Origin of the sequence: Flavobacterium magnesitis, from assembly GCF_041729735.1 — a bacterium.
Classification (GTDB): domain Bacteria; phylum Bacteroidota; class Bacteroidia; order Flavobacteriales; family Flavobacteriaceae; genus Flavobacterium; species Flavobacterium magnesitis.
On the sequence record NZ_JBCFQK010000013.1, the window covers coordinates 25,822 to 37,554 of the forward strand.

Annotated in this window: 12 protein-coding genes and 1 riboswitch; of the genes, 3 read left to right on the top strand and 9 right to left on the bottom strand. The window is 33.1% G+C overall.

What is annotated here, in order from left to right; genetic code table 11:
* Positions 1-37: 37 nt before the first annotated feature.
* A complete protein-coding gene (locus AAGV33_RS10085; protein WP_373391872.1) occupies positions 38-763 on the top strand; it encodes a hypothetical protein in 726 nt (241 codons plus the stop codon).
* Between the two features lie 62 nt (positions 764-825).
* Here the strand turns inward: AAGV33_RS10085 and AAGV33_RS10090 are convergent, their stop codons facing one another.
* Positions 826-1,488, bottom strand: a complete 663-nt coding sequence (locus tag AAGV33_RS10090) for a DUF3826 domain-containing protein (protein ID WP_373391874.1) — start codon at positions 1,486-1,488, stop codon at positions 826-828.
* A gap of 197 nt (positions 1,489-1,685) precedes the next feature.
* Between AAGV33_RS10090 and AAGV33_RS10095 the strand changes: the two genes are divergently transcribed.
* Positions 1,686-2,186, top strand: a complete 501-nt coding sequence (locus AAGV33_RS10095) for a tetratricopeptide repeat protein (RefSeq protein WP_373391876.1) — start codon at positions 1,686-1,688, stop codon at positions 2,184-2,186.
* 76 nt (positions 2,187-2,262) lie between these two features.
* On the opposite strand, the gene AAGV33_RS10100 is transcribed toward AAGV33_RS10095, so the two are convergent.
* Positions 2,263-2,787: a DUF4252 domain-containing protein gene (locus AAGV33_RS10100; RefSeq protein WP_373391878.1), complete on the bottom strand. Its 525-nt coding sequence runs from the start codon at positions 2,785-2,787 to the stop codon at positions 2,263-2,265.
* A 205-nt stretch (positions 2,788-2,992) separates the two neighbouring features.
* On the opposite strand from AAGV33_RS10100, the gene AAGV33_RS10105 reads away from it, so the two are divergent.
* A complete protein-coding gene (locus tag AAGV33_RS10105) occupies positions 2,993-4,420 on the top strand; it encodes a S41 family peptidase (RefSeq protein ID WP_373391880.1) in 1,428 nt (475 codons plus the stop codon).
* Between the two features lie 75 nt (positions 4,421-4,495).
* Here the strand turns inward: AAGV33_RS10105 and AAGV33_RS10110 are convergent, their stop codons facing one another.
* The 7 genes from AAGV33_RS10110 to AAGV33_RS10140 form a co-directional block, all read right to left on the bottom strand.
* Complete coding sequence (locus AAGV33_RS10110) at positions 4,496-6,406, bottom strand: TonB-dependent receptor plug domain-containing protein (RefSeq protein ID WP_373391882.1); 1,911 nt, start codon at positions 6,404-6,406, stop codon at positions 4,496-4,498.
* 96 nt (positions 6,407-6,502) lie between these two features.
* Positions 6,503-6,766, bottom strand: a riboswitch (cobalamin riboswitch).
* 96 nt (positions 6,767-6,862) lie between these two features.
* Positions 6,863-7,384, bottom strand: coding sequence for an alpha-ribazole phosphatase (gene cobC, locus AAGV33_RS10115; RefSeq protein ID WP_373391884.1), 522 nt, complete (start codon positions 7,382-7,384; stop codon positions 6,863-6,865).
* Positions 7,369-8,181: an adenosylcobinamide-GDP ribazoletransferase gene (locus tag AAGV33_RS10120; RefSeq protein WP_373391886.1), complete on the bottom strand. Its 813-nt coding sequence runs from the start codon at positions 8,179-8,181 to the stop codon at positions 7,369-7,371. Before AAGV33_RS10120 ends, cobC begins: the two co-directional genes overlap by 16 nt.
* Before the next feature lie 62 nt (positions 8,182-8,243).
* Positions 8,244-9,920: a nicotinate-nucleotide--dimethylbenzimidazole phosphoribosyltransferase gene (gene cobT, locus AAGV33_RS10125; protein WP_373391888.1), complete on the bottom strand. Its 1,677-nt coding sequence runs from the start codon at positions 9,918-9,920 to the stop codon at positions 8,244-8,246.
* A gap of 132 nt (positions 9,921-10,052) precedes the next feature.
* Positions 10,053-10,694: a Dph6-related ATP pyrophosphatase gene (locus AAGV33_RS10130; protein ID WP_373391890.1), complete on the bottom strand. Its 642-nt coding sequence runs from the start codon at positions 10,692-10,694 to the stop codon at positions 10,053-10,055.
* Positions 10,691-11,206 carry a bifunctional adenosylcobinamide kinase/adenosylcobinamide-phosphate guanylyltransferase gene (locus AAGV33_RS10135; RefSeq protein ID WP_373391892.1) on the bottom strand — a complete coding sequence of 172 codons (516 nt, stop codon included), beginning with the start codon at positions 11,204-11,206 and terminating at the stop codon, positions 10,691-10,693. Before AAGV33_RS10135 ends, AAGV33_RS10130 begins: the two co-directional genes overlap by 4 nt.
* A gap of 100 nt (positions 11,207-11,306) precedes the next feature.
* Positions 11,307-11,693 (bottom strand): DUF5522 domain-containing protein, encoded by a 387-nt coding sequence (locus tag AAGV33_RS10140; RefSeq protein ID WP_373391894.1) that lies wholly within the window; start codon positions 11,691-11,693, stop codon positions 11,307-11,309.
* Between the last annotated feature and the right edge of the window lie 40 nt (positions 11,694-11,733).

The window sequence follows — 11,733 nt, forward strand, 5'->3', positions numbered from 1 at the left end:
CCATTATTCTAAACAATCTATTTAAATCATATATTTTATGAAATCAAACATTTTCAAAACAATAACTTCAGTAGTTTTATTGTTAGTTGCTAGTCCTTCTCTATTTGCTCATGCCTTGTGGATTGAAACCAAAGCTACGGGAACAAAAGGAAAACCTCAGGAGATCTCAGTATACTTTGGAGAATTCTCAGATAATGACATTACAAAAGCCGATAAATGGTTTTCGGATTTAAAAGATTTTACTTTAGTTGTTATTAGTCCTTCTAAAAAAGAAATTAAATTAAAATCTACTGCTTTAGAAAATAAATACCAAGCGTTTTTTACACCTGAAGAAGAAGGAGTTTATACCGTAGTAATGCAGCATACGGTAAAAGATGTTTATGGTACTATGGTTTTAGATTACAATTCTAGCGCAAACATTGTGGTAGGAAATAAAACAACTGGAAACTTAGCTGCTAATAATTCGAATAAAATAAGTACGTTTACTGAAAACGCAGCTTCATTAACAAAAGACATAAAAATTACTTCGGTTGCTCTTTATAACAATGCAATAGCCAAAGAGCAAAAAGTAAAAGTAATTGCTCCAAATGGTTGGGAAAAAGAATTATGGACAAATGAAAATGGTGAATTTTCGTTTACACCAATCTGGTCAGGAAATTATATGATAGAATTTTCACAAACCGAAAAATCTGCAGGAGAACACAACGGAAAAAAATACGATGAGATTTGGAAAATGGCAACTTACCAACTTAACGTTGAATAGCATTTAATTATTACCCATAAAAAAAGGTCTTTAATTTCACGATTAAAGACCTTTTTGTTTTTCTATTCTTGCTTTTTAGCTGCTTTTTCAGCCTTTACTTTTTTTGCATAATCATTATACATTTGACGCCAATTACGACCATTATTGTTTAAATATTGTTCGGCTTGCGTTTTATAAATCTCAAAAATAGCCGATATCTGTTTCATGCTTTTATAATCAACCGCGTGTTCACGAGCTTTTTCCATTAATTTCTGAATCTCAGCCGTTTCTTTAGCTGTCATTTCAGGAACAATAGCCTGATATCCTTTCATCGTAAAAGCTACTTTTCCAATGGTGTACTTATCTAAAACCATAGCCACTTGTTCTTCAGTCAAATCTTTTCGCAACCCAGACATTAAATCCTGATGTACGGTTGAAGGTATTGCTGAATCAGCTATAATTTGGCGATGTAAATCAGATAATGGTTTTCCATCTAGCGGATTGATTCCTGCTGGAACTGTTGAAAAAGGATGTGAATTGTGCCAATTTTTAACTGTTGCAAGATGAGTTGACACAACTTGAACTAATCTGTTTTCTTTTTCTCCGTCCTTCAATTCTAATGTACTAATCCATTCTTTGGCCTTTTTTATTTCTTCATCAGCCGCTTGAACTGTTTGCGCTTGTACGTAGGTTCCCAAAAGCATAAATCCAATAAGTAATAGTACTTTAATTTTTTTTGTCTTCATAAAATTCATTTATATATATTGTTCCTTATTATATCAATTATTATTCCGTTTTAAAATAGAATTTAAAAATATAAATTATAATAATAGTTAAATAAGTGCTTCTTAAAATTTTGTAACTAATCTACGCCAGATTGTAACTTCAACAAATATCAAATTCTTAATTTTATCATTCGTATATTTAACTAAAATATGTATTTATGAAAAAACTAATCTTACTTCCATTCCTATTGCTGTCAACTCTTGGATGGTGTCAAACTGCCGAAAATTATTTTGACCAAGCTATGAAAAAATCAGAGGCTGGCAATACACAAGGTGCTATACTAGATTATGACAAAGCAATTAATTTAAAACCTGCTTTTGGAGAAGCTTACTTAAACAGAAGTATGGAAAAAATGAAAATAAATGACTTGACCGGTGCATTAGTTGATGCCAATCTTGCATTAGAAATACATGATGATAATACCTATGCGTATGTTACAAGAGCAAATATTTATTACAAACTTAAAGATTACCAAGCTGCTCTAAAAGATTGCGACATAGCTATAAAAAACAATACAAACGATAACATCACTTATAATTTAAGAGGATTAACTTACATTCACCTAAAAGATAAAAACAACGCTTGTGCGGATTTTACAAAGGCAATAGAATTAGGAAGCCAAAGTGCTATTAAAAACCTGAAAACGTTTTGTAAATAATACTTTTCTAAAAAAATATAAACTAAAAAAGCTGTTTCAGAATTCTGAAACAGCTTTTTTTATGCTTTTAATACTCTTATTTTTGAGTCAATTTCTTAAGTTCGCTTCCGCCAGGGATTTGCATTTTATCAGTTAAAATAGAAATATCATTCAAACTAAAAACGCCTGTTAATGACATTAAAACCGAACGATTAATGCCATTTGCATCATCATCAATAAACATTAAAAACTCTCTCAATTGATTAGTTCCTGTACGTTTAACATCTATTGTAACTTGTTTTCCATTCTCGTTTACTTTTTTCAACTCTTCTAAATCAGCTGATTTTATGTAACTATCAGCTACATCTCTCATGTTTTTAGCAGCCGCTGTGTTAGTAGTCGAAAAAACTTTTAAATTTTCTAAATTCTGAATTAATTTCAAATATTGCTGTGTTTCCTTATCAGATGGATCCACTTTTACTTTACTCATTAATTCAAACATTTTTTTGTTGACTATCACCGAAACAATTTCTTCTTTTCCATCAAATTGATCAAAAACAGTTTGTCCGTAAAACGAACTTGATGCTAATGCAACTAAAAATGCAAGGAGTACTTTTTTCATTTTCATATCTTTATATTAAATTATGCTCTTATTTACAACTATATATACCATATCTATGCCAAAATATTTAAAACCATTATATTAGAAACTATAACGTCAAAAATTGAATTTTATGCAGAAAATGTAAAATTATTCATTCTAAAAAAATCAATAATAAAACTAAAGATAGTATTTTTACGTTAATACTCATAATCGTTTTTAAAATATGAAAAGCACATATCACTATTTGTTCCTTCTGTTACTTCCGCTTTTGTTCTTACAAAGTTGTCAGGATCAAGATGATACTTTGCCAGAACCTACGCCACTTGATGTTCCTAAATTTATTTGGCGAGGAATTAATTCCATGTACTTATGGCAAGCCGAAGTTCCAGATTTAGCCGACAAACGATTTACATCAAATGCCGAATATGAAAGTTTTTTAAACAACTTTTCTTCGCCAGAAAATGTATTTGAAAACTTACTCCATCGACCACCTAGTTTGTATGAAACAAATGTTGTAGACCAATTTAGCTGGATGGTTAGTGATTATCTCACACTCGAACAACAATTAGGAGGAACAACTAAAAACAATGGCGTTGAATACGGCTTAAGCCTTGTAAACACTGATAAAGTTATAGGCTATGTACGTTATATTATTCCAAATTCAGATGCATCTAACAAAAACATCAAACGTGGCGAAGTTTTTTATGCAGTAAATGGAACCAGTTTAACCCTAACAAACTATCGCAGCTTATTAAATAGTCCGAATGAAAACTATACTCTGAATTTTGCTGATTTAACTTATGATGCTAACAATAATCCTGTAATTACTCCCAATGGAAAATCGGTAGATTTAACCAAAACTAGTTTAGCCGAAAACCCTGTTTTTATCAAGAAAGTAATCAATAGTGGAGCTCATAAAATTGGTTACCTTATGTACAACGGATTTTATCCTGTTTATGATGCTGAACTCAATGATGCTTTTGGTTATTTCAAATCCGAAGGTGTAACCGAATTGGTTTTGGATTTAAGATACAACGGCGGAGGTTCTGTCCTAACTGCAACCCGATTAGCAAGTATGATCACAGGACAATTTAGAGGTGAACTTTTTAGCGAATTAGCTTATAATGACAAAAAATCATACCTCAACAGAAAATACACTTTTACAAGCACTATCGATGGAACAAGTTTAAACAGTTTGAATTTAAACACTGTTTACGTTTTAACAACTAGAAGTACAGCTTCAGCAAGTGAACTTATTATTAATGGCCTAGATCCGTATATTAATGTTATCCAAATAGGTGACGCTACTTATGGAAAAGACGTTGCTTCTGTCACACTTTATGATTCTCCTGGATTTACTAAAAAAAATGTGAATCCTTCACACCGATATGCGATGCAATTGATTGTAGCCCATTCTATAAATTCGGTAGGTTTTGGAGATTATTTAGACGGTTTAGAGCCTGAACACAAATTATTAGAAAGAGTACAGACTCTTGGTGTTCTTGGTAACACTGACGAACCATTATTAAATACAGCAATTGGAAAAATAACTGGAACTGCTCGAATGATACCTGAAAAATCATTAGAAAATTTAGAATATCTGAATGATTCTAAAACCCTTAGAGGACAAAATCAAATGTATTTTGAATAATAAATCATTTTAAATAATACAACAAAGGCTTTCATTTCTGAAAGCCTTTGTTGTTATAAACCCTAAAATTTAATACTATAAATTGATATTTAAACCTAATTTAAAGTTTCTTCCTCGGGTAGTATACCCAATAACTTCATAAAAGTCTTCGTTTAAAATATTTGTAGCAGTTGCAAAAACCGTCATTCTATTTTTTATAAGCTCGTATCTGGCAGTAGCATTTAATAACTGATAAGAATCCAAAGTAACAGGTACAGCTGCAAAATTTGAATCATAAAAAGCATCTGCTCTTTGATCAACATATTGATAGCTAATATTGAAAAATGTTCTAATTGTGGGTTGATAATCCACTGAGGCATTGGCTTTGTGCTTTGGAATACGCTGACTAAAAGTTAAGGCTTCCTCAAATTGAGTAAAAGTATAATTTCCATTCAATCTTAATTTATCTGACAAAATATAAGAAAACATGGTTTCAACACCTCTTACATTATTCTTTCCTTCAACATTTATATAACTAGAAACATATCCAATGGTGTTATTTTGTTCTCTATAAAAAGCTACTGAATTAATATTTAATTTTTCGTCTAATAATCCCAATTCAAAACCAGCCTCTAAAGTGCTGTTTTTTTCCGGAGTCAAATCTAAGTTACCCGAAAATCCATCGTATAATTGATACAAACTTGGCGTTATATATGCTGTACTGTATGAAGTTATTAATTTTAAAGGAATTTCACTGAAAGAAAATGATGGATTGATATTGTAAACAAAATTACTTCCGTATTTACTATGAACATTCAATCGAGCTCCAGTATTGATATTTAATCCAAAATCAGAATTATAAACAGCAGTTACATAAGGATCAATCAAATTAAATTTAGCCACTTCATCTGAAAGTTGACTATACAAACCATTTATTGACATATCAAAAAACTGAAACTGAGCTCCTGTTACAATAAATAATTCAGATGCAATTTGATATTTATTAAATGCATCTACATTTACATTTCTAGATTTATAATCTGTTAAACTTCCACTAAAAGATGCTCTATTCATCAAACTAGCAGCTGTATTAACAATTAACTCCCCTTTATTATATGTGTATTTTGGAGAAAAACCTACACGATATTGTTCTGACTTATTAAAATTATTTGCATTATCTACAAATGAAGCAGCATCAAAATCATTTTTAAGTCGGTCGTAATTCGCAAAAAAATCAAAACTCAATTTTTTTGTTGGCGTAAAGCCAAATTTTACTAAACCATTTACTCTTGAAAAACTATCCGCTTCAAAAGTATCTGTATCTAAAGCTGGTCTAGCTTCCGAAATACCAGTAGTTTCAGTACTATTTAAAGATGCAAAATAGTTAAACTTCTCGGTTCTTCCATTAAATGAGAATCCTTGATTGTAATCCTGAACTGAATAATCCTTGTCTTTTGCATCCGTTTGTGTTCCTAAACTCATGTAAACATTTCCTGCAACAGCTTTTTTTTCTGCTTTCTTAAGGGTAATATTAATTACTCCTGTAGCAGCTCCAGAACCATAAAGCGTGCTGGCTGCTCCTTTCATTATCTCAATGCTTTCTACTTGTTGTACAGGAATTAAACGTAAATCGTAATCTAAATTAATTCCCGAAGCATCAGTTACAGGAACACCATCAATCAAAATTAATGTCTGACGATTACGTCCTCCTCTGATATAATAACTCAAATTTTTCCCAGGACTACTTTGATTTCCATTAACTTCAACCCCTGCTACAGTACTCAAAACCTCAGCTATGGATTGTCCTGGTCTTTTTTTCAAATCCTCAGATGTAATTTTCACAATCACTTTTCCTGATTTTTCCTTTGGCAAAGCAAATTTAGAATCCGAAATAACCACTTCCTCTAGTTCATTGGTTACTGGAAGCACAACTCCTTTTTTTTGCGCAAAAGCACAAGCACTTACTAATACGAATAACGCACTAATACGAACGATTTTTTTGTTCATTTTAAAACAATTAATAACAGTTTTTTCTGTTACATGACTAATAAATGGGAGAAAAGCATAGAATAACCCATACCCAAACCTTTTTTCCCGAAAGTTTGATACTCGATGTAATAGGCAGGTCTCCTGGCTTGCGTCTTGTTGTTTACCTTCCCATTTTAAGTTGGAAATCAGAAATACGAAGTAAGAAGTATTAAACTTCTAACCTCTAACTTCTAACTTCCCACCTTCAAACAGTGGTTTTGTAGATAACAACAAGCTTGATAGCTTACAGTTGCGGGTACAGCTCAGGTATTTAACCTGATTCCCTTTTAATGCTCTTTTTCGATAGAAAAACAACAACCTCAATACGGCGGCAAAGATAAAACTTAATTCAGCTAAAAATCAAATTTATATCGATATTTGATTAAGCACATATAAAAAACTAAAAACCAGCGAAATAAATAACTTCAATTCAAGTTATAATTCTATTTTTATGACAGCTCCAAAATCTACTTTATTAGTAAAAGCATCTTTCAATGGCAAATTTGAAATGGCACACAAAATACTTCGGATTACTCCGGCGTGGGTAACAATCACTATTTTTTTCGAATTATATTCTGAAACAAGTGTCGCCAAAAAATCAGTTACACGATGGTGTAAAGCAACGAAAGATTCGCCATTAGGAACGGCTACATTCACAAAATCGGTCATCCAGGGGGTGAAATCAGCTTCGGGAATAGCATCCCAATTTTTCATTTCCCAATCGCCAAAATTCATTTCCATCAGCCTCGAATCGACACTAATTGATGGCGATAAATAATTGGCCAAAAGCATACAACGAGATAATGGACTCGAAAAAACAATTGCATCCGATGATATTTGTTTCTTTATTGATTTAAAAGGTTCTAAAAAAGGTTCTTTCAAATCCACATCGGATTGTCCATAACAAATGCCTTTTTCGCAAGTTGTTTCGGTATGCCGAACTAAATAAACTTCCATATTGCAATACTTGACAGATAAAAAACAACTTCACAAACTTGTTGTGTTGCACCAAGACAATCACCAGTGTAACCGTCTATCCATTTTTGGAAATAACGAGCCAGAAAAAATCGGAATAAGAAAACGGGAATTAGAACTAAAAGTATTTGCCAGAAAAAAACAGCCAATATTAAAAGTGGTAATAATCCAAACAAGAAAGCGCCAACTACTTCTCTCCATGTAAAATTTTGAGCAATCGGTTTGCTTTTGCTAGTTGCATCTTCTCTTGAATATTGATGCGTAAAAACAATTGATATTGCAGCTAGACGGCTCAGAGCATGAGCACTCATAAAGAGAAGAAAAATTCCAAAATTTAAATTCCAAATTCCGAAACCAAAATCTGGTATTTGAGTATTGTTTGTTAATTGAACCAAACTCTGAAACTTTAATAAAAACAGTAAAACTAAACCAATCGCTCCATACGCTCCTATAGCACTGTCTTTCATGATTAAAAGAATCTTTTCTTTGGTCCATCCGCCACCAAAACCATCACAAACATCAGCAAAACCATCTTCATGAAAAGCACCTGTAACTAGAATACTGGTAATCATCGAAAGCACTACAGCAATTTCAATAGAAAAAATTAAGGTAGAAAGATAGAAAACCACAAAACTTATTCCTCCTACAATCCAGCCTATTAGAGGAAAATACCTCGAAGCTTTGTTTAAATAATCTGGATGATGATTGATGTTTTTAGGGCAAGGAATTCGGGTGTAAAATAGCAATGTCGTAAAAAATATATGGAGTTCTTTTTTCATTATTTTGTAAATTCTTTAAATCTAAAATCTCTTTTCTGCTTTCTGAATCTGCCTTCTGCTATCTACTTCTCACTCACACCAGCACTTTCAAAACTTGCCATCTCGTTTAAAAAAGCCACAGCCGATTCAATTATTGGAAACACAAGCGCACAACCCGTTCCTTCTCCTAATCTCAAATCGAGTTGTAAAACAGCTGAAACCCCCAGATAATCCAATAGTTTTTTATGTGCTTTTTCTGCCGATTGATGGCTAAAAATAGCGTTATTCATTATAGCAGGATTTTTTTTGAAAGCCACTAAAAAAGCAACACTGCAAATAAAACCATCTACTAGAAAAATCATATTCTGTTGGTAAGCCTCAAGCATTCCACCTGCCATTTGCAAAATTTCAAAGCCTCCAAAATAAGCCAAATAACTTTCTAAATCGTTCTCTCCTTTATAATTTTCAACTGCTTTTCTTAGAATATCAATCTTAAATTGCAGTTTCTCGTCATCAACTCCTGTGCCTCTGCCTACGCAATCTTCAATAGAAAAATTACAAATCACACTCATTAAAACCGAAGCTGTAGCCGTATTGCCTATTCCCATTTCGCCAAAACCAATACAATTGCCTCCTTGTTTTGCAATGGCCGCTACAATTTCACTTCCTTTGCTAAAACACAAATTCATTTGCATTTCGGTCATCGCTGGACCGTTTAAAAACGAATGTGTTCCTTTATCAATCTTAGCCGTAATTAATTCGGTATTCGACGGAAAATCATAATTCACACCTGCATCAACAATTGAAAGAGCTATTTTATTTTGCTTACAAAACACATTTATTGCCGCTCCTCCTTCCAGAAAATTAGTCAACATTTGGCGGGTTACATCCTGCGGATAAGCGCTCACCCCATGCTGCGCAATTCCGTGATCGGCAGCAAAGACCACAATGTGAGGCTGATTTATTTTAGGTTCCAATGTTTTAAAAACCGTGGCTACTTGTTTGGCTATTTTTTCGAGAACTCCTAATGAACCGATAGGTTTTGTTTTTTGATCTATTTTCTGCTGCAAACTTTTTAGAAAAGAATCCGTTGCAACAGGATGAATATTATGGTTTTCTATTTGTTTTTCTGTTCCTGAATGTAATTCGGTAATTTCTGAAACAAAAGGTGTTTCTGATTTTTGTTTCCAATTCAGTTGTTGCAACATCGGTTGGTTGTCATAATTTGTTGCAGGTTTGCCTACGCAAAAATACCCCAGCGGTTCAATATGTTCTGGTAAACCCAATATTTCCTTGAATTGGTAATAATTCAAAATCGAAACCCAGCCCATCGAATAACCTTGTTCAGTGAGTGAAAGCCAAATATTTTGTGCCGCACAAACCGCGCTAAACTTAATCGCTTCATTGCTTCCCACTGTCCCAATAGTGAAATTATTCAAAACCGAACGATCATAACAAATAACCAATCCCAGTGGCGCTTCTTCAATGGCCTCGAGCTTTAATTTTTGATATTGTACTTTTTGCAATTCATCATCTGTACAAGCCGCAGCTTTCTTATCGTATTCCAAAAACAATTCTTTAACTGCTTTCTTAATTTCAGCCGATTTAATAAGATAATATCGAGTTGCTTCAGTCAAACCAACAGAAGGCGCCCAATGTCCTGCCTGCAATGCTTTTTCAATTACAGCATCAGGCACTTCATCATTCGTGAAATGACGGGTGTCCCGGCGAGATTTTATTATTTCATCTAAATTGGTCATCGTCAATTATTTTTTTATTTCAACGGATTAATCCCGAATGCTTTCGGGACGTTGCTACAATATAAGGCATTCCTACGGAATTTGCACGTTGGTACTAAGAATACTAAATACTGTTCACTGAACACTATTAAGCTATTCCCAAACCACAAAACAATAGTCCTTATAAACTTTAGTAGTAAAAGCAGGCAATTCAATAGCTTCTGAAAACAACGGACAATTGATTACCATCGTGTGAAATTCTCCGTTTTCACCACAAGGGTCAATTCCTTTTTCTAATAATTCCAAAGCTAATTCTTTGGTCAAAATTTTACCTAGATAACTTTCTCCCATCATCGTATTGCAGGAAACAATCATGGTTTCAATTCCGTTTTCTATCATTTCATTGACTAATGCAATACGATCTTGTTGCCACAAAGGCAAAATAGCTTTTAACGAAGCCGCCTGACACACTTTTTCTTCCCAATCTCTGTGAGGCTGTAAATCGATATCGCCAAAAACTGCCGCTTCCAAATCAAATTTTGCTTTTAGCGATTTTAGAATCGTAATGAATTTTTCCTCATAATCGCCCCAAGTGGCAGGAACCGTTTTTATAGGCAATTGCATTTTTTGTGCCTGTTGGTTCAAAATAGACAATGGCAATCCATGCGAACGGGAAATTTTGCCATTTTCATTCATCATGTTTAGCAAAACCTTTGGCATAAATCCTAATTTTACTGCCTGCATCATTGCATAACAACTGTCTTTTCCGCCAGACCATGAGGTTACAAAATTCATAATCCTCCTTTTATTGTTACTGGAATTCCAGAAACCATTAGCACTACTTTGTCCGCTTTTTTAGCTAAATATTGGTTCATCCAACCTTGCAATTCAGTGAACTTTCTACCAATATGTGTATCAGCATGAATTCCCATTCCGATTTCGTTAGATATAATAATGATAGTCACATTAGGCTGTTTGATTACTGCTTCAAATTCTGCCTTAGCTTGAATCAAACTCAACTCGACATCATTTTTAGTATCAATAAAAAAATTAGTCAACCATAAAGTTACGCAATCAATTACAGCAACCTGACCTGAAAAATCAATTTCACTAATAAATTTTTCTTTTTCAATGTTAATCCAGCGTTCGTCACGATCTTTTTGATGACGGTCAATTCGCTTTTGGAAATCATCATCCCACTTTCGAGCCGTAGCAACGTAAATAGGTCTTGCTGATAATTCTTTCGCTATATTTTCGGCATAACTGCTCTTTCCTGAGCGTTCTCCGCCTGTTATAAAATAAATCATTTTTAATTGTAAATTATAAATTGTTAATTAATTGATCTTAATTTCTAATTGTATTCTCTATTTAGATTAAACTTTCCTTTACCTCATAACTCATAACTTTTCAGTAAGGACAATGTCTGCAACCATTTCCACAACAAGAACCTCTTTTTAGATGAAACCAGGTTTTGAAAACATAATTTCCATTTTCCAAATAGTAATCAATTCCTTCGATTAAATGAGTCGTTTTAGGTAAATCTTTGGCTCTGTTTCCCAATGCGTTTTCTGGAGAAATAGTAGTTACATATTCATCAATTTTTAGCGAACAACTATTTTTAAAACAATTGGGACAAAGGCAATCACCAGCTTCTGAGAAATTAAAAATAGGTGGAAAATCATTGCACCAACATTTCTTTTCCAGCGAAATATCGCCGCAATCAAAGACGATTCCGCAACTGGAGCAGTGTTTTACTTTTATAGGATTCATGAGGTAAAGATAGTATTTGTTCATTTTTTTATCCAAAAAAATAAACAATATTTTTCTCAATTTG

Bases quoted from the DNA above. Each gene is read 5' to 3' on its own strand.
- AAGV33_RS10085 (WP_373391872.1), top strand. From the start codon at position 38: ATGAAATCAAACATTTTCAAAACAATAACTTCAGTAGTTTTATTGTTA.
- AAGV33_RS10090 (WP_373391874.1), bottom strand. From the start codon at position 1,488: ATGAAGACAAAAAAAATTAAAGTACTATTACTTATTGGATTTATGCTT.
- AAGV33_RS10095 (WP_373391876.1), top strand. From the start codon at position 1,686: ATGAAAAAACTAATCTTACTTCCATTCCTATTGCTGTCAACTCTTGGA.
- AAGV33_RS10100 (WP_373391878.1), bottom strand. From the start codon at position 2,787: ATGAAAAAAGTACTCCTTGCATTTTTAGTTGCATTAGCATCAAGTTCG.
- AAGV33_RS10105 (WP_373391880.1), top strand. From the start codon at position 2,993: ATGAAAAGCACATATCACTATTTGTTCCTTCTGTTACTTCCGCTTTTG.
- AAGV33_RS10110 (WP_373391882.1), bottom strand. From the start codon at position 6,406: ATGAACAAAAAAATCGTTCGTATTAGTGCGTTATTCGTATTAGTAAGT.
- cobC (WP_373391884.1), bottom strand. From the start codon at position 7,384: ATGGAAGTTTATTTAGTTCGGCATACCGAAACAACTTGCGAAAAAGGC.
- AAGV33_RS10120 (WP_373391886.1), bottom strand. From the start codon at position 8,181: ATGAAAAAAGAACTCCATATATTTTTTACGACATTGCTATTTTACACC.
- cobT (WP_373391888.1), bottom strand. From the start codon at position 9,920: ATGACCAATTTAGATGAAATAATAAAATCTCGCCGGGACACCCGTCAT.
- AAGV33_RS10130 (WP_373391890.1), bottom strand. From the start codon at position 10,694: ATGAATTTTGTAACCTCATGGTCTGGCGGAAAAGACAGTTGTTATGCA.
- AAGV33_RS10135 (WP_373391892.1), bottom strand. From the start codon at position 11,206: ATGATTTATTTTATAACAGGCGGAGAACGCTCAGGAAAGAGCAGTTAT.
- AAGV33_RS10140 (WP_373391894.1), bottom strand. From the start codon at position 11,693: ATGAACAAATACTATCTTTACCTCATGAATCCTATAAAAGTAAAACAC.